At 66.4% G+C, this 21,838-nt stretch carries 20 protein-coding genes and 1 pseudogene; 16 read left to right on the top strand and 5 right to left on the bottom strand.

The genetic code is table 11. The features are described 5' to 3' along the window. Positions 1-78: 78 nt before the first annotated feature. The 3 genes from ABZX86_RS26980 to ABZX86_RS26970 all read left to right on the top strand — a co-directional run bounded on the left by ABZX86_RS26980 (position 79) and on the right by ABZX86_RS26970 (position 2,828). Positions 79-1,818: an alpha/beta fold hydrolase gene (locus tag ABZX86_RS26980; RefSeq protein ID WP_355127448.1), complete on the top strand. Its 1,740-nt coding sequence runs from the start codon at positions 79-81 to the stop codon at positions 1,816-1,818. A gap of 51 nt (positions 1,819-1,869) precedes the next feature. Next, positions 1,870-2,268: a VOC family protein gene (locus ABZX86_RS26975; protein ID WP_355127447.1), complete on the top strand. Its 399-nt coding sequence runs from the start codon at positions 1,870-1,872 to the stop codon at positions 2,266-2,268. Between the two features lie 71 nt (positions 2,269-2,339). Then, positions 2,340-2,828 carry a GyrI-like domain-containing protein gene (locus ABZX86_RS26970; protein WP_355127446.1) on the top strand — a complete coding sequence of 163 codons (489 nt, stop codon included), beginning with the start codon at positions 2,340-2,342 and terminating at the stop codon, positions 2,826-2,828. A gap of 171 nt (positions 2,829-2,999) precedes the next feature. Here the strand turns inward: ABZX86_RS26970 and ABZX86_RS26965 are convergent, their stop codons facing one another. After that, on the bottom strand, positions 3,000-4,322 hold the full coding sequence (locus ABZX86_RS26965; RefSeq protein WP_355127445.1) for a GDSL-type esterase/lipase family protein: 1,323 nt from the start codon (positions 4,320-4,322) through the stop codon (positions 3,000-3,002). 213 nt (positions 4,323-4,535) lie between these two features. On the opposite strand from ABZX86_RS26965, the gene ABZX86_RS26960 reads away from it, so the two are divergent. The 4 genes and pseudogenes from ABZX86_RS26960 to ABZX86_RS26945 form a co-directional block, all read left to right on the top strand. Continuing rightward, positions 4,536-6,053: a carboxylesterase family protein gene (locus ABZX86_RS26960; protein WP_355127444.1), complete on the top strand. Its 1,518-nt coding sequence runs from the start codon at positions 4,536-4,538 to the stop codon at positions 6,051-6,053. Positions 6,054-6,074: 21 nt separating this feature from the next. Then, positions 6,075-8,063, top strand: coding sequence for an FAD-dependent oxidoreductase (locus ABZX86_RS26955; RefSeq protein ID WP_355127443.1), 1,989 nt, complete (start codon positions 6,075-6,077; stop codon positions 8,061-8,063). Positions 8,064-8,076: 13 nt separating this feature from the next. Continuing rightward, positions 8,077-9,516, top strand: coding sequence for an aldehyde dehydrogenase family protein (locus ABZX86_RS26950; RefSeq protein WP_355127442.1), 1,440 nt, complete (start codon positions 8,077-8,079; stop codon positions 9,514-9,516). Positions 9,517-9,805: 289 nt separating this feature from the next. Then, positions 9,806-10,531: pseudogene (locus tag ABZX86_RS26945) on the top strand (M23 family metallopeptidase); the annotation flags it as partial. 3 nt (positions 10,532-10,534) lie between these two features. Here the strand turns inward: ABZX86_RS26945 and ABZX86_RS26940 are convergent. Beyond that, the gene (locus tag ABZX86_RS26940; RefSeq protein ID WP_355127441.1) at positions 10,535-11,716 is read right to left on the bottom strand and encodes a cation:proton antiporter; all 1,182 of its coding nucleotides are present in this window, start codon (positions 11,714-11,716) and stop codon (positions 10,535-10,537) included. 570 nt (positions 11,717-12,286) lie between these two features. Here ABZX86_RS26940 and ABZX86_RS26935 point away from each other — a divergent pair. The 5 genes from ABZX86_RS26935 to ABZX86_RS26915 are packed head-to-tail and all read left to right on the top strand — an operon-like array spanning position 12,287 to position 16,874. Further along, the gene (locus ABZX86_RS26935) at positions 12,287-13,282 is read left to right on the top strand and encodes an extracellular solute-binding protein (protein WP_355127440.1); all 996 of its coding nucleotides are present in this window, start codon (positions 12,287-12,289) and stop codon (positions 13,280-13,282) included. Next, positions 13,279-14,154, top strand: coding sequence for an ABC transporter permease subunit (locus ABZX86_RS26930; protein WP_355127439.1), 876 nt, complete (start codon positions 13,279-13,281; stop codon positions 14,152-14,154). Before ABZX86_RS26935 ends, ABZX86_RS26930 begins: the two co-directional genes overlap by 4 nt. Further along, positions 14,142-15,029 (top strand): hypothetical protein, encoded by an 888-nt coding sequence (locus ABZX86_RS26925; protein ID WP_327146120.1) that lies wholly within the window; start codon positions 14,142-14,144, stop codon positions 15,027-15,029. The genes ABZX86_RS26930 and ABZX86_RS26925 overlap by 13 nt, the downstream gene beginning before the upstream one ends. Beyond that, positions 15,026-16,096: an ATP-binding cassette domain-containing protein gene (locus ABZX86_RS26920; RefSeq protein ID WP_355127438.1), complete on the top strand. Its 1,071-nt coding sequence runs from the start codon at positions 15,026-15,028 to the stop codon at positions 16,094-16,096. The genes ABZX86_RS26925 and ABZX86_RS26920 overlap by 4 nt, the downstream gene beginning before the upstream one ends. A 13-nt stretch (positions 16,097-16,109) precedes the next feature. Then, entirely contained in the window at positions 16,110-16,874 is a 765-nt protein-coding gene (locus tag ABZX86_RS26915) for a GntR family transcriptional regulator (protein ID WP_355127437.1), read from the top strand. On the opposite strand, the gene ABZX86_RS26910 is transcribed toward ABZX86_RS26915, so the two are convergent. Both ABZX86_RS26910 and ABZX86_RS26905 read right to left on the bottom strand, forming a co-directional pair. Next, positions 16,852-17,421, bottom strand: coding sequence for an HD domain-containing protein (locus ABZX86_RS26910; RefSeq protein ID WP_355127436.1), 570 nt, complete (start codon positions 17,419-17,421; stop codon positions 16,852-16,854). The two genes, ABZX86_RS26915 and ABZX86_RS26910, sit on opposite strands and share 23 nt — an antisense overlap. Continuing rightward, entirely contained in the window at positions 17,418-18,548 is a 1,131-nt protein-coding gene (locus tag ABZX86_RS26905) for a TauD/TfdA family dioxygenase (protein ID WP_355127435.1), read from the bottom strand. The genes ABZX86_RS26910 and ABZX86_RS26905 overlap by 4 nt, the downstream gene beginning before the upstream one ends. Positions 18,549-18,662: 114 nt before the next feature. On the opposite strand from ABZX86_RS26905, the gene ABZX86_RS26900 reads away from it, so the two are divergent. Genes ABZX86_RS26900 through ABZX86_RS26885 form a run of 4 tightly spaced genes read left to right on the top strand, consistent with a single transcriptional unit; the run spans position 18,663 to position 20,818 of the window. Further along, a complete protein-coding gene (locus tag ABZX86_RS26900; protein ID WP_355127434.1) occupies positions 18,663-19,853 on the top strand; it encodes an inorganic phosphate transporter in 1,191 nt (396 codons plus the stop codon). Positions 19,854-19,866: 13 nt separating this feature from the next. Next, positions 19,867-20,163 carry a hypothetical protein gene (locus tag ABZX86_RS26895; RefSeq protein ID WP_355127433.1) on the top strand — a complete coding sequence of 99 codons (297 nt, stop codon included), beginning with the start codon at positions 19,867-19,869 and terminating at the stop codon, positions 20,161-20,163. Positions 20,164-20,173: 10 nt separating this feature from the next. Next, on the top strand, positions 20,174-20,479 hold the full coding sequence (locus ABZX86_RS26890; RefSeq protein WP_355127697.1) for a DUF3349 domain-containing protein: 306 nt from the start codon (positions 20,174-20,176) through the stop codon (positions 20,477-20,479). A 27-nt stretch (positions 20,480-20,506) separates the two neighbouring features. Further along, positions 20,507-20,818 carry a DUF3349 domain-containing protein gene (locus tag ABZX86_RS26885; RefSeq protein WP_355127432.1) on the top strand — a complete coding sequence of 104 codons (312 nt, stop codon included), beginning with the start codon at positions 20,507-20,509 and terminating at the stop codon, positions 20,816-20,818. Positions 20,819-20,824: 6 nt separating this feature from the next. Here the strand turns inward: ABZX86_RS26885 and bla are convergent, their stop codons facing one another. Beyond that, positions 20,825-21,766: a class A beta-lactamase gene (gene bla / locus ABZX86_RS26880; protein ID WP_355127431.1), complete on the bottom strand. Its 942-nt coding sequence runs from the start codon at positions 21,764-21,766 to the stop codon at positions 20,825-20,827. Between the last annotated feature and the right edge of the window lie 72 nt (positions 21,767-21,838).

Here is a 21,838-nt window from a genome sequence, read left to right as displayed (position 1 = left end):
GCCGCGGACATGTGGTTTCCGCCGACCTGGCGTTTTGTCTCAAGAATATATAGATCGATCTACTGAAAGCTGACAATCATGGTAGACACCGACTCCATCGTCTTCGGCGCCGCCGGATTCATCGGACGCTCGCTGGTCGCCGAACTGCTGCGCAACGGGCATACCGTCGCTGCGGCGGTCCGGTCCGGTAGCCGGGAACGCCTGCGCACCTGGCTCATTGATGAAGGCGTAGACCAGGGCCAACTCACGATCGTCGATACCGATATCGCCCAACCGGATTTGGCCCTGCGCGGCACGATCGAGGGTGTACGTGATGTCTACAACGCTGCGGCATTGATGAAATTCGGGCTACAGGCCGAGGAAGCCCGCCGGGTCAATGTCACCGGCGCCCTGCACGTGCTCACCTGGGCGAGCAGGCAACCGGAGCTGCGCCGCGTCGTGCATATCACCGGGTACGGGTCCACGGTAGAGGGCGGACTCGAACGCGATTACCGCAATGGCGCATACGGCGCCTCGAAACTCGAAGCCGACACCGCGCTGCGTGAACTCGCTGTGGCACAGCGTATTCCACTGACCATCGCCAACCCTGCCACCGTGCTGGGGCCCGGCCAGTACTTCGGCCTCGGTGAGGTTGTCGACAATCTATGGAAAGGTAAACTGCCCGCCCTTCCTGGCCGGAGCGACACCTTCGTCCCGGTTGTCGACATCAACTACGTCGTTCGTTTCCTGGCGGGTCTGCCAACGCTGCCCGACACTTCGGGCAAGGCGTATACGCTGCTGGACGCCGCCACGCCCGATCTGCCGGATCTGATTCGTCTCATCGCCGAGCATCTTCACGTTCCCGCACCGCGTTTCAGAATCCCGGTAGCTCTATTGCGTGCCCTGCCGCGTGCGCTCACCCAGGCCGATCCCGAATCGCTGGTGTTCCTCTCGAGCGATCGCTACGACACCACGGCGGCCGACGAGGTCGCGCAGCGCCTCGACATTGTGCATCCCCCGGTGGATGACCTTCTGCGCAGCTGGGCCGACGGGATTGTCGCGACCCGCTTCGGTGCCGAGTCGGCATCCGCCACGGCCGGATTCCGCGACGGTACGTGGGTCTCAGGTGATACGAGGGACCCGAAATACGTGCTGCTGCACGGTCTTCCCATCGACAGCGACAGCTGGAACGACGTCGTGCGCCAGTTGGATGCACCCGTACTGGCTGCCGACCTGCCAGGCGTCGGACGCTCAGCCCAGCGCCCCGATGCGATGGCCGACTGGCTCGATGAACTCATGGCGACAGTGCGAACCCGTCCGGTATTGGTCGCCCACTCGCTCGGCACCGAACCGGCGGTGCGATACGCCCTCCGTCACCCCGATCGCATCTCACGACTGGTCCTCATCTCACCGGCTTTCCTGCAATCGCGAGCATCGTGGCTGACCCGCTCGCGAATCATCGCAGAGGTGATGAAGCGCCTCCCGGCAGCGAAACTGGCTGAGCAACTGGGTGTTCCGAACAGCCCGGCCATCGAGAGCGCCGCGGCCAACCTGCATCGCCCCGGCGTCGCCCGCCGCACCGTCGCCGCCCTCGCCGCTGCCAGCGCCCCCAGGAACCGCACCGCGCTCACCGCCGAATTATCGCAGCTCCGTGTACCTTTCGACATCATCGCCGGTTCCGACGATCCGATAACCGCACCCATCACCCACCCGGTGACAATCATCGACGGCACCGGCCACTATCCCCAACTGACTCATCCCGATGTCATCGCGAGCCTGCTCCGCAGTGCAGGAAATCGCGCCGCCGCGTCGGAGGGTTCGGTAACCGCCGTAGGCTGAACGCGGTATCCAGCCTGCGACACCGTCCCGGCTGACCCCTACGCTCAGTGGGTGCATCTGGAGCTGATCACCATCGTGGTCGCGGAGTACGACCCGGCCATTGAATTCTTTGTGCGGGTTCTGGGTTTCGACCTGATCGAAGACTCTCCGTCATCGACCAACGACGGTCGTGCGAAGCGGTGGGTGGTCGTCCGGCCGCCCGGCGCGGTGACGGGAATTCTGCTGGCGCGCGCCGATGGAGAGGTGCAGCGCGCTGCGATCGGGGATCAGGTGGCCGGCCGGGTGGGGTTCTTTCTGCGGGTCGAGGACTTCGGCGAGGCGTACCGCCGAATGAGCAGCGCCGGGGTGGAATTTGTGACCGAACCCCGCACTGAGCCCTATGGGCAGCTTGCTGTCTTTCTCGATATCGCCGGCAATCGATGGGATCTCCTCGGTCCGAGCGAGCAATAGCGCAGCGATGAGTTTCGGGTGGCCGCGGCGTCTGTGTTGTGGATGGGTTTCCTACTGCATCGAGGAGAGTTGTGGCTGACCACATTGCTGATGGATCGGTGGCGGGTCCTGGGCTGGTCGATGTCGCTGAGGTGACGACGGCCGTTGTTCGCGGCACGGTTCCGCCGTTCGGACTGCGGGACTTCTTCGATACCTCGTTCCGTGTGCTGCCGGAGGTGGTCGCCGCACAGGGGGTGGCCATCGGCGGACCGGCATTCGGGCTGTATCGGGGGGTCTCGGGCGAATCGATCGACCTCGAGGTCGGGTTCGCGGTCGACAAGGCGGTGCAGCCGGAGCGTGGCGTCACCGCCGGGCGCCTGCCCGCAGGCCGGGTTGCCCGGGTTGTCCATGCCGGCAACTTCGACGGGTTGAACGACACATGGGATCGCCTGCAGGCGTGGATCGGCGAGCAGGGCGGCGTGGCCGGTCCGGTGCGCTGGGAGGTCTACCACACCCAGCCGACCCCGGACATGGATCCTTCGGATCTGCGCACCGAACTCAACTGGCTCTTGAGCGACTGACGAGCGGCAACGAGGTTTTGGCGTTCCAGAGCACTCGCGCACTGCCGGGCGGATCGGTGGAGATCATTCAACGACTCGTCCGGCAGACGGGACTTCCGTTGCGCGCCAGGCGGGTTGGCTTCCGGCATCGCAGTGGTCGGCGGTCAGTCGGGCGCGCCCAACTGCCGACTGTCACCCGCAGATTCTCCCACCGAGGGTCGAGAGGTCGATGGCGTCGGCCATGGCCTGGTAGCCGGTCAGATTGGGATGGAGTCTGTCGGGCCCGGCAAAGCGCGGATCCAGCGCATTGGGATCGGCGGGGTCCTGGACGGCGGCGGCGAAGTCGATGACCGTGTCCGAAAGGTGCTGGGTGCGGATCCAGTCGTTGATGCGCAATCGAATCGGGTTCTGCCGCGGGGCGATCACGCTGCCGATGAACGATCCGCCCGCCGGCATCAGGGTGCCGAGGTGGACGCGCAGTCCGGCGGCCTTCAGGCGGGTGATGATGTCGGTGTAGGCGCCGATGAGACGGTCGTAGTCGGCGCCGACGGGGGAGTCGAGGTCATTGATCCCCTCCAGCAGAATGACATCGGTGACCCCCGATTGGTCCAGGACATCGCCCGCGGCGCGGGATACGGCGCTCGGGCCGAACATGGGCAGCACTCCGTCGTCGTCCAGCGCATTTCCGGAGATACCCGCATTGAGCACGGCCAGTGGAATTCCCGCCGCGTCGAGCCGGTGCTGCAGAAAGTCCGGATACCGTGCATTGGTATCGGGCAGCGCCGGATTCTGCGGTATGCCGAGGTAATTGGCGGAAACGTAGCCGTCGGTAATCGAATCACCCAGTGCGACAACGGATGAAACGTCGCTGGAAGCCGACACATCCACGGTCGACACGAGCGGAACCGCGGTGGTGTTGAAGGCATACGCCGTCCCGGCCGAATCCCCGGTGCTGTCACCCGCTCCGGGCGCGGTGTAGTAACTGGTGGCATTGCCGTTGAAGTGCTCGGTCAGCAGAGGTGCAGTCCCCGGCAGATATACGCTCACCGCGATCGGAGCCCACGCCGTCGCGGCGAATTCGACGGGATCGCTGAGGATCTCCGCTCCCGGCGCCAGCGTGATGCCCGCCTGCCCGGCGAAGGTGATCGCCCGCATGGAGGCCGCATCCACCTCGGCTCCGGCTGTGCGGTCGGCGATCGTGGCATGACCGACGTTCAGCGGCAGTGACCGGAACCGATTGGTCAGCCGAATCCGCACCTGGCCGCCACCGCGGTGCGGCGTGACCACGATCCGATAGGACTGCTCACCCACCGAAAGTATCGGCTGCAGTGCGGGATCGATGGCCTCGAGCGCATCGGAGGGGCTGGCCGCCCAGGAACCCACCCAATGCGTGGCCGGGCATTCGGCGGCGCCGGGTCCGTCGGCCGCGGCCGGTCCGGCGCTTGCGGTTGCGAAGACCGCGAGCGCGGTCAGGAGCACCGCCCGTACCCGAATGGAATTCGGATCGTTGGTCATCAGATGTCCTCCCCTGGTACGCACCGCCTGTCCGATATCAGCTGGACGGGTGCCCACATTAGCCGCGCGCGACTCCGCACGGACCCGATCCGGAAAGAAGCCCGAGCCGCCATCCGAATCCGATTTCAAGTTCATTTCGCGGTATCGCCGCGAGCCGGTGCGCGGCGAATTTCAATGGACTCACACCGGGTGGCGTAGTGATGGAGGAACGGAATGGAACCGATCGTCGAAGTGAGCGGCGGCAAGATCCAGGGACGTACGACGACGGGCGTCAGCGCATTTCTCGGAGTCCCCTATGCGGCGGCTCCGATCGGACTCACACGCTTTCTCGCACCGCAGCCGGTGGTGCCGTGGGACGGGATTCGCGCGGCGAATGCACTGGGCCCCACCTGTATTCAGCCCTCGTACCCACCCGGTATCGAGGAGATCCTGGGTACCTACACCGTGCCCGGCGCGGAGTACCTCAATGTGAATGTGTGGACCCCGGACCCCGGCGGCTCGGGTCTGCCGGTCATGGTCTGGATTCACGGTGGTGCGTTCGAGCACGGTTCCAATGCCGTGCCGGCCTATGACGGCGCTGCCTTCGCCCGCGACGGCGTGGTGCTGGTATCGGTGAACTACCGCCTCGGCATCTCCGGTTTCGCGGTACTCGGCGGCGGCCCCGCCAATCGCGGGCTACTCGATCAGCTCTACGCCCTGGCCTGGGTGCAGGACAATATCGCGGCCTTCGGCGGCGATCCGGCCAATGTCACGGTCTTCGGCGAATCGGCGGGTGCGATGAGCGTGGCGGCGCTGCTCAGCGCCCCGGCCTCGCGTGGCCTGTTCGGCAGGGCGATCATGCAGAGCGGCAACGGCAGCGTGGCGGTGACCGCGGACGATGCCCGGCTGATGAGCGCGAAGTTGGCCGAGAAGCTCGAAATAGCGCCGACCGCAGCGGAATTCGCGCACGTGACGCCTGCCGATCTACTCGCCGCTCAGCAGTCCGTCCATGCCGAATACTCCTTGAACCCGGACCCGGCGCGATGGGGCGCCTCGGTGGTCGCGGCAGGTGGCGGCGTCATGAACCTGATGCCCACGCTCGACGGTGAACTGCTGTCGGCGCTGCCGATCGACGCCATCGCCGCCGGATCCGCCCGCGGCATCCCGCTGATCATCGGCGTCACCGCCGAGGAATTCCGCCTCTTCACCGTTCCCACGGGCCTGGCGGATGCGGCCACCACCGACATGCTGCCGTTCCTGCTGGCGCGCTTCGGTATCGCGGCCTCGATCGCCGAGGAGTTCGCGGCCGCGCGCCCGGACGATACCCCCGGAGACATACTCGCGGCCGTCATCACCGACGGCATGTTCCGCCGTCCGACCGCCGAATTGGCCTCCGCACAAGCCGCCACCGGAACCCCGGCCTACGTCTACGAATTCGGCTGGCAGCGCACCGATGGCCACCTCGGCGCCTGCCATGGCCTCGAAGTCCCGTTCGTCTTCGACACGCTCGCGAATGCGGTTCCGCTCGCCGGTCCCCACGCACCGCAGCGCCTCGCCGACGAAATCCACTCGGCCTGGGTCGCTTTCGCCACCACCGGCGAGCCCGGCTGGGAGCAGTACAGCGCCGATCATCGAGCCCTCATGCGATTCGGCGATCCCCGATCACAGCTCGTCACCGGCCCGGCCGGCGGCGCGTGGAGCACCGAGCCCTTCGCAGCGGCCGATACCGCCGTGCCCGGCGCGGAACGATAGACCCGGAAAGTCGAGGAAGACATGACCGAATGGATGACCGACGAGCGGTCACAGGCGCTGCGAGCGATCTGCGACACCATCGTCCCGGCACTGCGGCGACCTGATGACCAGGATGGTTTCTGGGCGCGTACCGCCTCCGAACTCGGTGCGGATCAAGGCATTGTCGCCTATCTGGCGGGCATGCCCGAGGACCAGCGCGAGGGTCTGCTCGGGCTCATCGATGCCCTCGGCGCACAGGGCATTGTCACGGCCTCGCCGCTGTCCCGCGAGGAATTGCTCAGGCGCACAGCACTGCTCGGTCCGCTGACCGGCGCCGGAGTCGGCGTACTGATCTCGCTCACCCTGTTCCTCACCTACGGCCTGCCGGACCCGGCCACCGGCCAGAATCCCATGTGGCGCAGATTCGGCTTCCCGGGCCCGATCGGCGCACCGCAGCAGGGCACCAAGGCCCTGCACATCACAGTGCCGCAGCCTGATTCGACCATCGAGGCCGATATCGTGATTGTCGGTTCCGGCGCGGGCGGTGGCGTGATCGCCGGGCAGCTGGCCCAGGCCGGACTGCGCGTCGTGGTCCTGGAGGCAGGCGGTTACTTCGACGAATCCGACTTCAACCAGCTCGAACTCTGGGGCTTCCAGAATCTCTACTGGCGCGGCGGCCCGACCCCGACCGCCGATTTCAATATCTCGCTGCAGGCCGGTGCGACCCTGGGCGGCGGCACCACCGTCAACTGGACCAACTGCCTGCGCACCCGTCCCTGGGTACGTGAGCAGTGGGCGCGCGAACACGGGCTGAAGGATCTCGACGGTCCCGAGTTCGACCGGCACCTGGACGCAGTGGCACAACGCATCTCGGTCAACGAGCAGTGCTCCGATTTCAACGGTCCGACCAAACGCTTCGCGGAAGCGGCCGAGCATCTCGGCTGGTCGTTCGCCACCATCGCCCGCAATACCGATCCGGCGACCTACGATCCGGCCAGCGCCGGATATCTGGGGTTCGGCGACCAGTCCGGATCCAAACAGGGCACCATGAAGACCTACCTGCGCGACGCCTCCGACGCGGGCGCGCAGATCATCGCGCGCACTCGCGCCGATCGGGTTCTGGTCGACAATGGCCGGGCCGCAGGTGTTTCGGCGACCTACACCGATCCGGCGACCGGCGATGCCGCCACCTTCACCGTCCGTGCGCCCCGGGTGGTCGTCGCGGGCGGCGCGCTGGAATCACCCGCGCTGCTGCTGCGCTCCGGCATCGGTGGCCCCGCGGTCGGCAAGTACCTGCGCCTGCACCCGGTCGCCGCCGTCGCCGGTATCTACGCCGAGGATCAGCAGGCGTGGTGGGGCGCCCCGCACACCGGTCTGATCGACGAATTCGCCGATACCGGAGACGGTTACGGCTTCCTCATCGAGACGGCGCAGTACACGACCGGTCTGGGAGCCTCGGCTGTGCCCTGGGCGTCCGGCGCCGCGCACAAGCAGTTCCTGAGCCGCTATCGCAATGCGGTGACCAGCCTGGCGGTGCTGCGCGACCGCGGGCACGGACAGGTGAGCATCGATGCCGACGGCAATTCGGTGGTGTCGTACTCCATCACCGATGAGCTCGACCTCGCCAATCTGCGCCGCGGCGTGGAGGCGCTGGCCATCATGCACGAGGCCGCCGGCGCGGTGCAGATCGTGGCTTTCGCCGAGGGCTTGCCGACCTGGCGCTGGGGCGACGACCTCGACCCCTACATTGCCGCGATCAGCCGAATCCCCTTCCGCGCCGGGGGCTATCGCATGTTCTCCGCACATCAGATGGGCAGCTGCCGCATGGGCACGGACCCGCAGACCAGCGTCGCCGGACCCACCGGCGAGCTGCACGACACCCCCGGCGTCTGGATCGGCGACGGCAGCGCGTTCCCCACCGCATCGGGCACCAATCCCATGCTGTCGATCATGGCGCTGGCACACCGCACCGCCGAAGCGATCGCGGCCGATGCGGGCGCGACCATTCGCACCGGCGTCACGGCGAAGTAGAGACGAGGACGATATGACCACCACCGAACCCGCCGTACAACTGCACAACCGGGCCTATATCGGCGGCGAATGGATCACCCTGTCCGGCACCGGCACCCACGATGTCGTCAACCCCGCCACCGAGCAGACCATCGCGACGGTCCGGCTCGGCACCGCCGCCGATGTGGACACGGCGGTGCGGGCCGCGCAGGCCGGTTTCGAATCCTGGTCGCGCAGTACGGTCTCCACCCGCGCCGAGGTGCTGGCCGCCATCGCCGCCGGACTCGAGGCCCGCGGAGATGAACTGGCGGCACTGATTTCGCAGGAGGTCGGCACCCCGGTCGCCGTCTCCCGGCTGCTGCAGGCCGGATTACCCGCCATGACCTTCTCGGCGGCTGCCCGATTCGTGAGCGAGCTGCCCTGGGAGGAGGAGCTCGGCAATGCCCTGATCGTCCGGGAGCCGGTCGGAGTGGTCGGTGCGATCACCCCGTGGAACTATCCGCTGCATCAGATTGCCGCCAAGGTCGCCCCCGCACTGGCCGCAGGCTGCTCGATCGTGGTGAAACCCAGTGAGGTGGCGCCACTCTCGTCCTTCCTGTTCGCCGAGATCATCGATGCGCTCGGCCTGCCCGCCGGTGTCTTCAACCTGGTTCCCGGCACCGGACCTGTGGTCGGCGAAGCACTGGCCGCGCATCCCGGCGTGGATATGATCTCGCTGACCGGTTCGGCCACGGCGGGTGCGCGGGTCTCCGAGCTGGCCGCGCGGACGATCAAGAAGGTCGCGCTGGAGCTGGGCGGTAAATCGGCCAATGTGATTCTCGACGATGCCGACCTGATGACCGCGGTCGTCGACGGCGTCGGCAAATGCTTCCTCAATTCCGGCCAGACCTGCACGGCGCTGACCCGAATGCTGGTGCCGCGCAGCCGATTGGCCGAGGTGGAAGCCATTGCGAAGGCCGCGGTCGAGGCCGCCGTTGTGGGCGATCCCTTCGACCCGGCCACCGCCGTGGGCCCGATGGTCACCGCGGCGCACCGCAATCGGGTGCTCGGATACATCCGCCGCGGCATCGAGGAGGGCGCCACCCTGGTGACCGGCGGCACCGATCCGGTCGAGGGCCTGGAGCGCGGCTGGTTCGTGCGCCCCACCGTCTTCTCCGAAGTCGATCCGGCCATGACGATCGCGCAGGAGGAGATCTTCGGTCCGGTGCTGGCGATCCTGCCCTATGACGATGAGGACCATGCCGTCGCGATTGCCAATGGCACGCACTACGGCCTGTCCGGGGGAGTCTGGTCCGCCGATCCGGAACGCGCCCAGCGCGTGGCCCGGCGACTGCGCACCGGACAGGTCGAAATCAATGGCGGCGCCTTCAGTCCCGTCGCTCCGTTCGGCGGCTACAAGCAGTCCGGAAACGGCCGTGAACTCGGTCCGTACGGCGTGCTGGAGTTCCTCGAGACGAAGGCCATGTTCCGCTAGCGGTGACCTGGGCGGGCGTAGTCCCTATTCGGACAACCCGCCCGCCGAGCCTCGCGATGCTACGGTGTTCACCTGCGCCGGAGCCGAATTGCCCCATTCGGAGCCGGGACCGGACGGTACTTTCCTGGGAGTGGTTCACAGTTTCGGGTGATATCGTCTCGCCGCCGCAGAGGGCACATGCGGCCGGCGGTTTCGAACCGGGACGAATCGGGTCGGGACCGCGCGCCGGAGAGATCGCGTAGGAGGCTCGGTTCTGTTGCACGGCAATACTTCCTGGACTGCTGGTGGACGATCGGGTGCGCACCGGAAACCTCCGGCCATCACCATCCTGAAGGGGCGTGCGGTCATTGCCGCCGTGGCCGCCGGTGCGGCGGTCGCCGCCGGGCAGGCCGGTCTGCAGGACGTGGGCGGGCACAAGAGCACCACCACCGCCGAACCCACGACACAGGAGATTGCCGCATTGCAGCCAGCGGCCCTCACTGGCACGGACGCGCACTTCCCCGAGATCCTGGACGCCGCGCAGCCGGAGGATCCCGCGCAATACCAGGACATTCTGGAGAACGGCCAGCAGTTCGCGGCCGATATCACGGCCCGCGCGGAATCGAAACTGCGCCCGCTGTTCGTGAAGTTCGCCTCGGGCACCTTCACCTCCGGCTTCGGAACCCGCTGGGGCGCCGAGCATTTGGGCGTGGATGTGGCCGCCCCGATCGGCACTCCCATCTACGCCATCATGGACGGCACTGTCATCAGCGCCGGTCCCGCCGACGGCTTCGGCATGTGGGTCCGGCTGCAGCACGATGACGGCACCATCACCGTTTACGGTCACGTGGACACCGCGACAGTCTCGGTGGGCCAGCGGGTCCTGGCCGGCGACCAGATCGCCACGGTCGGCAATCGCGGCTTCTCCACCGGCCCGCACTGCCATTTCGAGGTATGGCTCAATGGCGCAGACAAGATCGACCCGCTGCCCTGGCTCGCCAGCCGCGGCATCTCCCTCGGCCCGGAAATCGACTGACCGTCAGGCAGTGCGCACCCGCAGCCGATCCACCCCGCGCAATGCCGGCTCGATCACCCGCGCGGCAATGGGACCCAGCACCGCCATGATCAGCACATAGGTTGTGGCGAGTGCGGCGAACTCCGGGGGGACCGCACCGGCGGTGACCGCGAGACCCGCGATGACAATGGAGAATTCGCCGCGCGCGACCAGCGCTGATCCGGCGCGGGCGCGACCGTAGCGCGAAGCCCCGGCGCGCTCTGCCGCCCACCACCCGGTGGCGATCTTGGTCGCGGCGGTCACCAGCGCGAGCGTGAGCGCCCACCCGAGCACCGGCGGAATGCTGGCGGGATCGGTGCTGAGGCCGAACAGCACGAAGAACAGCGCGGCGAACAGATCCCGCAGCGGTTCCAGCAGTTTGGCGGCATTGTGCGCGGTGGAGCCTGAGATGGCGATGCCCAGCAGGAAGGCGCCCACCGCGGCGGAGACCTGTAGCGATGAGGCCAATCCGGCGATCAGCAGGGCCGCGCCGAGCAGTTTGAGCAGGAAGATCTCACGATCGTCGCTGTCGACGATCCGGGAGACGTACTTGCCGAAGCGCAGTGCGACCACCAGTACGACCGTCACCGTCACCAGTGCGATGCCGACGGTGGTCATCCCGGCCGCGAAGCCCGCGCCGGCCAGCACCGCGGTGAGCACCGGGAGGTATCCGGCCATGACCAGATCCTCGAACACCAGAATCGACAGGATCGTCGGCGTCTCCCGATTGCCGAGGCGGCCCAGATCATTGAGTACCTTGGCGACAATGCCGGAGGAAGAGATATAGGTGACCCCGGCCATGGCGACCGCACCGGTCAGGCCCCAGCCCAGCAGCAGCGCCACCGTCACACCCGGCGCGGCATTGAGCACCAGGTCGACTACACCGGCGAGCCATGAGGTGCGCAGACCGGTGACCAATTCGGTTGCGCTGTATTCCAAGCCCAGCAGTAGCAGCAGCAGTACCACGCCGATCTCACTGGCCAGTTCGATGAACTGGTCCACATGCTCGAGCCTGATCAGACCGCCGGTGCCGAACACCAGTCCGCCGATCAGATACAGCGGTATGGGCGACATGCCGATTCGTGCGGCGAGCCGCCCGAGCAGTCCCAACCCGAAGAGCACCGCCCCGAGCTGGATGAGAGACAGCGCGGTTTCGTGTGCGACCACCGGACTCACCCGTCCGTCAGGATGGGCGCGGCGGTGCGCCCGTCGGTGGTGCCGTAGTCGCGTATGCGGAAACCGGATATGTGTGTTGCGGCAATGTTCACGCCCCTACCTTAATCGGACAAATCGGTCAGATTGACCAGTGGGGTCGAAGTGCCTACCTGCGGGTAGTGGTGAACAACGCATGGGGGCAACACAATTCGGATCAGCACGGGGGTTTCGGGGCCATCTCAGGTGCGAGAGCGGCTCGCACCGCACGGGGGCAGGGCGGGGCAGGTGAACGGGGAGTGGATCGCACATGGCATTGCCTGTTCACCTTCCGTATGGGCGCGATATCTTGGCTATACAACTTTCGGGCCGAGTGTGTGTGCTGCTGCCGGGACGTTTTCGGTTCCCGGTCGCTCATGGAATGCCGGATCCAGGAGTTCACTAGTGCGTATCGCAACTGCTCGCAATGTTGGAATCTGTCTTGTCGCAGGGGCTTTGGTCCTCGGCGTGGGCGCCTGCACGAAGAAGTCGGACACGTCGGCGGGTGGGGCCGCGACGGCGACTTCGGCTGCGGATCTCGGAGGAATGGACGCGCTGGTGGCCGCGGCCAAGAAGGAGGGCACGCTGAATCTCATGGCGCTGCCCCGTGATTGGGCCGGTTACGGCGCGCTGATGGACAATTTCGGCGCCAAGTACGGCATCAAGGTCAATGACGATAATCCCGGCGCCGCCAGTGCCGATGAGATCAATGCGATCAAATCGCTCAAGGGCCAGGATCGCGCGCCCGACGCGGTCGACGTCGGCACCTCCTTCGCCATCAGCGGCGCCAAGGACGGGCTGTACGCGCCGTACAAGGTCAGCACCTGGGCCGATATCCCGGACTCCCAGAAGGATTCGACCGGCACGTGGTACGGCGATTACGGCGGCTACATCTCCATCGGCTGTGATGCCGCGAAGGTCGCCGTCTGCCCCACGACCATCGCCGACCTGGCCAAGCCCGCGTACAAGGGACAGGTCGCGCTCAGCGGCGACCCGCTCAAGAGCAACTCCGCGCTGATGGCGGTGTGGACCGCGGCCCTGGCGACCGGCGGCTCCGCCGACAATATCCAGCCCGGTATCGACTTCTTCGGCAAGCTCAAGTCCGAGGGGAACTTCGTTCCGGTCAAGGCGACGGCGGCCACCGTGCAGTCCGGCGAGACGCCGATCATTATCGACTGGGACTACCTGAACGCCGGAATCGCTCAGACACTGGGCAATACGAACGTGAAGTGGACCGTCGCGGTGTCCACCGATGCCTCCATCGGCGGGTACTACGCGCAGGCGATCAGCAAGACCGCACCGCATCCGGCCGCGGCGCGACTGTGGCAGGAGTACCTCTACAGCGATGAGGGCCAGAACGGTCTGCTCAAGGGCTTCGCGCGCCCGGTGCGACTGCCCGCCATGCAGAAGGCCGGCACGGTAGATCCGGCGCTGGCCAAGGTGCTGCCGGCCGCCAGCGACAAGGCCGTCTACCCGACGGACGATCAGGCCGCGAAGGCCAAGGACACGCTCACCCAGAACTGGGCGAACACCGTCAAATGAGAACATCGGTTCGTTCGGCCCGGGCCCTCGGCTGGCTCGGGCTCGTTCCGTTCCTCGGCTACGTCGGTGTGTTCTTCCTGCTGCCCACCGGCGTGATCGTGTATTCGGCCTTCCAGGTCGGTGACGATGCGAATTCGTCCTTCGGGACCGCGAATGTCACGGCGGCGCTGAAGGGCGCGTATCTCACCGGGCTGAAGAACAGTGTGGTGCTGTCGCTGGTGGTCGCGATCATCGCCGCGGTGCTGGGTGTGATTCTGGCGTACGCGATTACGAGCGGACGCGGGCAGATGCTGCAGCGGGTGGTGTCCACCAGTGCGGCCGTGCTCGCGAATTTCGGCGGGCTGCCGCTGGCATTCCTATTCGTCGCGGCGATCGGCAATGCCGGTGTGCTGACGAAACTCCTCCAGGATCACCTGGGCGTTTCCCTGCGCGATGATCTGCATCTGGATTTGTACTCCCAGGCGGGCGTGCAGTTCGTCTATCTGTATTTCCTGGTGCCGCTGATGGTTCTGGTGATCACTCCGGCACTCGAGGGATTGCGCCCGGAATGGCGTGAGGCGGCCGAGAGCCTCGGTGCGCGCGGCTGGCAGTACTGGCGCTATGTCGCCGGACCCGCCCTGCTGCCGCATTTCCTCGGCAGTGTCGCGCTGCTGTTCTGCACCTCCTTCTCCTCGTTCGCCACCGCCGATGCGCTCACCAACGGCACGCTCTCGATCACGCCGCTGCAGATCGAGAGCGCCGTGTCCGGCAATGTGCTTGTCGGACAGGAGAATCTGGGCGCGGCCATGGCTCTGAACATGATCGTGGTCGTGGTGCCGCTCACCCTGCTCTACCAGTACATGCAGAACAGGACCTCGCGATGGCTACAGTGACCGATCCCGCGGCCGTGGTGGGCGGCCCGGCGGTGCAGCCGAATCCCGCCCGGCGATCGACCCGCCGGATCGCACCGCCCACGGCGTATTGGCGCTGGATTGTGCTCGGCCTCGCCGCGATCTACTTCATCGGGCCGTTCGCGGTGGCGTTCTGGTTCACCATCAACGACAAGAACGGGGTGAGTTTTCGCGTTTATACGCGAATCCTTTCCGCGAACGGACTTTCCGGCACGCTGGGCACCTCGCTGGTGCTCGGCCTGATCGCCGTGGTCATCACGCTGGTGCTGATGGTGCCGACAATGCTGCTGGTGCACTTGCGTTTACCCGCCGCGCGCCCGCTGGTCGAGCTGTTGTCCCTACTGCCGTTGGTGATTCCGCCGGTCGCCCTGGTCGTGGGTGTGCGCAGCGTGCTGTCGTGGGGCAACAACAGCGACTATGTCGAAGTGTCCCAGGTGTTCACGGCATTGCAGCAGCAGCCGCTGTCGTTGATCCTGGCGCTGGAGTACGTGGTCATCGCGCTGCCGTTCACCTTTCGTGCGCTCGATGCCGGAATCCGGGGTTCGCGCATCGGCGTCCTGGTCGAGGCCGCGCAGAATCTCGGCGCCGGATGGACGATCGTCATGTGGCGGGTGGTGCTGCCCGCACTGCGCACCTCACTGCTGAACGCGGCCTTCCTGACCTTCGCACTGGTCATGGGGGAGTACACCATTGCGAAGATTCTCATCTTCCGCACCTTCCCGGTGTGGCTCGCGCAATCGGCCAATTCCGATGGCCAGCTGCAGGTCGCGCTGTCGATTTTGAGCCTGGTACTCACCTGGCTGTTACTGCTCGTTGTCGTCTCGATCGCCGGTCGATCCCGAAAGGCCCCCCGATGACCGCCCAACCAGTTCCCGAGATCAACAGCACCGCAGTGGCTTTCGTGGATGTGCATCGCGACTACGGTTCGGTGCGGGCCCTCGACGGGCTGAATCTGGATATCGCACCCGGGGAATTCGTCGCGCTGCTCGGCCCGTCCGGATGCGGGAAGACCACGGCGCTGCGCATTCTCGCCGGATTCGATCACCCGACCTCCGGGGAGATTCTCGTCGATGGTCGCGATGCGTCCGCCATTCCGGCGAACAAGCGCGATATGGGCATGGTCTTCCAGTCCTACAGCCTGTTCCCGACCATGTCGGCGCTCGACAATGTCGCCTTCGGCCTCAATCTGCGTGGGCGGCCTGCCAAGCGGCGGCGGGAGCGGGCGCAGGAGCTGCTCGATATGGTCGGGCTCGCCGATCATGTGGCGAAGTTCCCGCATCAGCTCTCGGGCGGGCAGCAGCAGCGCGTCGCTCTGGCGCGTGCGCTCGCCATCGCCCCGCGGGTGCTGCTGCTCGACGAGCCGCTGTCGGCGCTGGATGCGAAGGTTCGCCAGCAATTGCGGGAGGAGATCCGCCGTATTCAACGGGAATTGGGCGTGACCACTGTCTTCGTGACCCACGACCAGGAGGAGGCGCTGGCGATCGCGGACCGGGTCGCGGTCATGCGCAATGGCCGGATGGAGCAGTGCGCCAGTCCCGATCAGGTGTACCAGCGGCCCGCGACACCGTTCGTGGCCGAATTCGTCGGCACCATGAATCGCATTCCGGCGACCGCGGTCGATGCCACCCATGTGCGGGTGGGGGAGCAGGTGCTGATGTGCGATGGCGAGGCGACGTGCACCGGCGAGGTGACGGTGCTCGCCCGCCCGGAGGCGGTGCTGGTGCACGAATCCGCCGAGGGCACAACGATTGTGGAGGCCGGGACCTTCTACGGTGCGACCACCCGCCTGCACCTCGCTCGGGCTGACGGGACGCACTTGCTCGCCGATATCGCCAGCCATCGCGCCGGCGACCTGTCTCCGGGTACCCGGGTCACGGTATCGCTGCTCGACCGGCCGGTGCTGCTGGCGGCGGATCCGCAGTGAATAGAGTTGGCGTGTGACCACTGGACAGCCGAAGGTGCCGCGGTATCGGGAGATCGCCGAGCAATTGCGCGAGGCGATCGAGAACGGTGAGTTCGCCGACGGTGAGTCACTGCCCTCGGAACACCATCTGAGCGAGCGCTACGGCGTCTCGCGCGGCACCATCCGGCAGACCTTCGCGTATCTGCGCGCCTCGGGGATCGTCTCGTCGCGGCAGGGCGCGCGCCGGCAGGTGCTGCGGGGTCCCCGCGCGCAGCCGATGACCGAACTGCTCAGCTTCTCGCGCTGGGCGCGCAGCATCGGCGAGACGCCGAGCAGTCGCACCGTCGGCACCGAAATCGTCACACCCTCACCGGAGGTCCGGGAGCGGCTCGGTCTGACGCAGGGGGAGAAGGCTTTTCACGTCGAGCGGGTGCGCTTGCTGAGCGGGGCGGCGATCATGCTGGAGAGCACCTACTACCCCGAACGACTCGCCGCGCCGATTCTGGCCATGGATCTGGATGCCGAGTCGATCACCGACAATCTGGAGGACTACGGCATCGTCTTCGTGGACGCCGAGCATTCGATCGAGGCGATCGGCGCGACCGCGCGCGTCGCGGAGCTGCTCGGAATCCACATCGGCACACCGCTTCTGCGCACCATGCGCCGGACCACCGACCCGGCGGGCGAGGTGCTCGAGTGTTCGTTCGACACCTACCTCGGGTCGGCGGTCGCCTTTGTCGTGCGCAATTCGGTGGCCGCGGGTGCGGTCAGCCGGGTCAGATCGAGGCTGTCGAACTGAGCGTGCGATCCATCGCCTCGATATCGGCGCGGAAATCGGCGAGGGTCAGCTGCGGTGCGTTCGGATCCTTACCGGCATCGTCGAATCTGCGCAGTGCCGTCGCGGCGTCGCAGTGCGGTTCGGCGGCGAAGGCCGCGACCTCCTCCGGGCTCATATTCCCGCCCTGTACAGCCATGGTGAATTTCGATGCCTGCGAAAGCCGTTCGTAATAGGTCGAATCCGTGGCGCACAGGTAGCGTTTGGCGGCCACGTGCAGGCGGACCGGTTCGGTGACCGCGGCGTCGAACCACTGCGAAAGCCATTCGGCGGCAATCGTGTCATGGTGATTGTCATTGCCCCGCATGAGTTCTCGGCCGCTCATCGTGCCGGAGAAATGCCCGACATCATGCACCACCGCGGCGACGACCAATGCCGTGGGAGCACCCGATTCGCGGGCCACCCGAGCGGTCTGCAACATATGTGTCGCCATCGAAACCTGTTCGCCGAGATAATCGTTCGCGCCCTCGCCCTCGAACAGGCCGGCCAGGATCTCATAGGCATGCGTCATCGCGGCTGCTCCTCCAACGTCCGCAGGGTGCTGGAAAGACCGTCCAGATCGGCATAGGCGCCCTGCAGATGGCGGCCGCCGGCGGCCGCGAAAGCCGTGCGGGCGTGCAGGGTCCGGATGTTGTCGAAGATCAGGCAGTCGCCGGTGCCGAGCCGGAAATTCAGCTGGGCCTCCGGTGCGTACAGCAGTTCGGCGAAGGTGCGGTACGCGGTGTAGAAGTCGCGCACGCGGGCGGGATCGGCCAGCGGCACCTCCATCGACCGGTTGTTGAATCGGACCTCGCGAATCCGCTGCTCGGCATCGAGACCGATCAGGGGCGCTACCGCCGCCAAGCGGGTGCCGTCACCCTCGTACCGATAGGTGACCGGGGTGCGGGTGAGCACCTCGAAGGCGGCGGGATCATGCGCACGCAGGGCTGCTGCCGCCGCGAAACCGTCGACAAGACCTGAATCCCCGCCCTCGGCGGCATTGTGCAGGCACAGCAGCAGCTGCAGCGTCGGCACCGGATCCCGGTACGGGTTATCGGTGTGCGGGGTGATGGCCAATCCCGTGAATGCCAGGTTCACCGGGTTGGGTTCCACCCGGACATCGAAGATCCGGCCGTAATTCGTCTCGCGTACGTACCCGAATGTCTCCGCGACCTGTGTGACCTGGCCGAGTTCGGCCGGGACGCCGCGCAGCAGCACGAATCCCCACTCGACCACCTGCCGCAATGCCGGAGCGGGATTCTGCAGGTATGTCTGCCAGGCGACCGGCTCGAGGTCTGCTGCTGCGTCGGCCTGTGGCCAGAGCGTCTTCGACCGTTCGCTGCGATGGTCGAGATCGCCGCGGTCGGAATCGCCCAGCAGGGTGCCGATCGCGAAGGACGTACGGTGGCTGCCCGGTGCGAAGACGACCTCGAGCCGATCGCTGCTGACCCCGGCGTCCGAGACGCGTACATCGGCGGGCAGATCCACGATGTTGAACAGCCGCTGCCCGCTCGAGGTGTCCCGGCTGAGCGCATCAGGGGCGTTGTCCCGCAACCACATTGCCGGAATCTCGACCGTGCGCCCGGCGGTCGTCAGCCACACATCCCCGTCCACGACGACGACCTCGACCGCCGCCCCGTTCTCAACTTGGCTATACATGTTGAGGAGTATGGCACGGCCTTCCCGGCCGCCTGGGTGGTCTCGTCCTGAATATCGCGTGAACAGCTTCCTTCTCCGTAGCAGTTGAGCGGGGGCGTAGCTGAAAATATCGATGTGAGTTCAGAAATGATCGTTCTTTTGATCGTGATCGTCACCGCGTTGGGATTCGATTTCACCAACGGTTTCCATGACACTGCCAATGCAATGGCGACGTCGATCGCCACCGGAGCCCTCAAGCCCCGGGTGGCGGTCGCCATGTCGGCGGTCCTCAATTTGCTCGGCGCCTTCCTCTCGGTGGAGGTCGCCAAAACTGTGTCGGGTGGTCTGCTGAATATCGGCAATGTGAACCACATGGCCATGCTGCACATCGTTTTCGCCGGCCTGGTCGGTGGAATTCTGTGGAATCTGCTCACCTGGCTGTTCGGTATTCCGTCGAGCTCCTCACATGCGCTCTTCGGCGGCCTGATCGGTGCGGCCGTGGCCGCGCTGGGCGCCAGCGGCGTGATCTGGACCGGCAATGAGAAGACCGGATTGATCAGCAAGATCATCGTTCCGGCGGTGCTGGCGCCGTTCGTCGCCGCGCTGGTCGCGGGACTGGGCACCTTCCTGATCTACCGGCTCACCCGCCGCTCGGCCAAGAAGCGGGTCGACGACGGCTTCCGCTGGGGCCAGATCGGTTCCGCCGCACTGGTTTCGCTCGCACACGGCACCAATGACGCGCAGAAGACGATGGGCGTCATCTTCATGGCCCTGGTCGCGCACGGCACCTTCAGCAATAACGACGATATTCCGCTGTGGGTGAAGTTCGCCTGTGCCTCCGCCATTGCCCTGGGCACCTACCTGGGCGGCTGGCGCATTATCCGCACGCTCGGCAAGGGGCTCGTGGAAATCGATCCGCCGCAGGGCTTCGCGGCCGAAGCCTCTTCTGCCGCAATCATTCTCACCTCGGCGCAGTTCGGCCTTCCGCTTTCGACCACGCAGGTCGCGACCGGCTCGATCCTGGGCACCGGGCTCGGCAAGCCGGGCGCGGAGGTGCGCTGGGGCGTGCTGGGCCGGATGGCGACCGCCTGGCTGTTCACACTGCCACTGGCGGGCCTGGTCGGCGCGCTGTGCTGGGGGATCGCGGATCTGTTCGGCGGACTCGGCGGCGTGCTGGTCGACTTCGCCCTGCTGATCGGCCTGTCGGTCTACATCTACCTGCGCTCCCGCCGCAATCCGGTGGACACCAGCAATGTCAACGACGAATGGGACGGCGGCCTCACGCCTCCGTCGGACGTCAAGGTCGCCGCCGGCGCGACGGTCTGAGGAGAGACGGTCCATGCATACGTTCAATGCCATCGCCAAGTCACTCGGTGAAGTGACACTGATCGCCCTGCTGCTCGGGGCCGGGCTGCCGCTGATCTTCACCATCGGCATCCGGTTCTGGTCGATGGAGACCGTCGCGGCGGACGGGGCGCCCACCGGCGCCCGCAATCCGGCCGCACTCGCGGTGGCCTACCTCTGCTTCGCGGTCGTCGTGCTGGCGATCGGGGCCGGAATCCTGTACATCGCAAAGGATTTCATCAGCCACTCGTTCGACGTCCAGCTCTTCGGCGCCAAACCTCCCAAGAAGTGAATCCATGACAATTTCGAATACGTCAATTCTCGGAGCGGTACTGCGCTGGCTGCGTGCGGGATACCCGGACGGCGTTCCGCCCGAGGACTACGTGGCCCTGCTCGCGGTACTGCACCGCAGACTCACCGAATCCGAGATCACTCAGGTCGTCGACGAACTGGTGGCCGAGAACACCGGCGGCCGCATCGATCGGGACCGCATCGAAGCCGCGATCGCCGCGCTTGCCCTGGAAAAGCCCGGCGACGAGGATGTGAACCGGGTCGCCGCACGGCTCGCTGCCGCCGGTTGGCCGCTGGCCCGTCCGTCCGAGGACTGATACCTACCGCGGAGGCTGGAAGTCCCTATGGCGTTGTCTGCACTGCTGTCCCGCATCGTCGCCTGGCTGCGTGCCGGATATCCGCAGGGTGTCCCGGATACCGATTACATCCCGCTGCTCTCGCTGCTGGCGAGGCGACTGCCCGAGGACGAGGTGCGGCAGGTCGCTGCCGCACTCGTCCAGCAGGGCACGATCCCGGCCGACAAGGCGGACGTCGGGGTGGTCATCACCAAACTCACCGATGAATTGCCGACCGAATCGGACCTGGCCCGGGTGCGTGCGCACCTGGTGGCCTCGGGCTGGCCCATCGAGGACGAGTGGAACGACATCGGCGAGTGACGGCGGTTACCGCACTGCCGCTACGGCATTGCGGGTCGCCTCCGCGATCACAGTGCTGTCCGCCTGCGCCTCTTTGGCCGGGTGGGTGGACAGCACCGCGATGACGATGGGCGCGGTGCTGCCGGTCGGCCAGGTGACGGCAACATCATTGGCCGTTCCGTAGCCGGAGCCGGTGCCGGTTTTGTCGCCGGTTTTCCAGTCGTTCGGCAGGCCCGCGCGAATACGCTGGCCGCCGGTGGTGTTGGCGAGCAGCCAATCGGTCAACTGCTTGCGCTCCGGGGCCGGTAGTGCGTCGCCGACGGTGAGGGCCTGATAGTCGTGTGCGATGGCGGCCGGTGTTGTGGTGTCCTGCTCATTGCCCGGGATCGAGTCGTTGAGCAGCGGTTCCCAGCGGTCCAGCCGGCTGACCTGATCACCGAGGGTTCGGACGAACTGGGTGACGGCCTGGGGTCCGCCGAGCAGTTTCAATACCTCGTTGCCCGCGACATTGTCGCTGTAAGTGATTGCCGCATCGCATAATTCGAGTACCGACATGCCGCTGGCGACCCTGGCGCCGGTGACCGGTGCGCCATCGGCCGCGGTGACGTCCGCATCGGTGAAATGGATGATCTGGTTGAAGTATCCGGTGTCGAGCGGGTGGGCGTGCAGCAGCGCGCCGCAGGCGAGGGTCTTGAACGTCGAGGCCATGGGGAAGCGCTCGTCCTGGCGGTAGCCGACCGTCTTTCCCGTTGCGGTGTCGAGAGCGAACACCCCGAGGCGGGCCTGCGCTTGCTGTTCGACGGCGGCCAACTGTGCGTCGGCGGCAGTGGTGGTGCTGGTGGCTGCGGGCGCTGTGGTCTTCGCGGTGTCCGACGTGTTCCCGCACGCAGCGATCGCGGGCAGCGTCAAAGTCATCATCGCGGCGAATATCCGGCGGGCCGGGGTCAGCCGCTTCCTGCTCTGAGTCATGGTGACACGACAACACGGAAGCGGTACGGCTGTCCAAGACCACGCCGATATCCACCGATATCCGAATCGATA

Source organism: Nocardia sp. NPDC006630, assembly GCF_040611495.1.
Lineage (GTDB): Bacteria > Actinomycetota > Actinomycetes > Mycobacteriales > Mycobacteriaceae > Nocardia.
The sequence above is the reverse complement of the archived record's forward strand: the minus strand, read 5'-3'. Positions and strand labels throughout refer to the sequence as shown.

Coding starts and splice junctions, on each gene's coding strand:
- ABZX86_RS26935 (WP_355127440.1), top strand. CDS start 12,287: ATGGACGCGCTGGTGGCCGCGGCCAAGAAGGAGGGCACGCTGAATCTC.
- ABZX86_RS26980 (WP_355127448.1), top strand. CDS start 79: ATGGTAGACACCGACTCCATCGTCTTCGGCGCCGCCGGATTCATCGGA.
- ABZX86_RS26930 (WP_355127439.1), top strand. CDS start 13,279: ATGAGAACATCGGTTCGTTCGGCCCGGGCCCTCGGCTGGCTCGGGCTC.
- ABZX86_RS26950 (WP_355127442.1), top strand. CDS start 8,077: ATGACCACCACCGAACCCGCCGTACAACTGCACAACCGGGCCTATATC.
- ABZX86_RS26885 (WP_355127432.1), top strand. CDS start 20,507: ATGGCGTTGTCTGCACTGCTGTCCCGCATCGTCGCCTGGCTGCGTGCC.
- ABZX86_RS26905 (WP_355127435.1), bottom strand. CDS start 18,548: ATGTATAGCCAAGTTGAGAACGGGGCGGCGGTCGAGGTCGTCGTCGTG.
- ABZX86_RS26920 (WP_355127438.1), top strand. CDS start 15,026: ATGACCGCCCAACCAGTTCCCGAGATCAACAGCACCGCAGTGGCTTTC.
- ABZX86_RS26955 (WP_355127443.1), top strand. CDS start 6,075: ATGACCGAATGGATGACCGACGAGCGGTCACAGGCGCTGCGAGCGATC.
- bla (WP_355127431.1), bottom strand. CDS start 21,766: ATGACTCAGAGCAGGAAGCGGCTGACCCCGGCCCGCCGGATATTCGCC.
- ABZX86_RS26925 (WP_327146120.1), top strand. CDS start 14,142: ATGGCTACAGTGACCGATCCCGCGGCCGTGGTGGGCGGCCCGGCGGTG.
- ABZX86_RS26965 (WP_355127445.1), bottom strand. CDS start 4,322: ATGACCAACGATCCGAATTCCATTCGGGTACGGGCGGTGCTCCTGACC.
- ABZX86_RS26910 (WP_355127436.1), bottom strand. CDS start 17,421: ATGACGCATGCCTATGAGATCCTGGCCGGCCTGTTCGAGGGCGAGGGC.
- ABZX86_RS26960 (WP_355127444.1), top strand. CDS start 4,536: ATGGAACCGATCGTCGAAGTGAGCGGCGGCAAGATCCAGGGACGTACG.
- ABZX86_RS26895 (WP_355127433.1), top strand. CDS start 19,867: ATGCATACGTTCAATGCCATCGCCAAGTCACTCGGTGAAGTGACACTG.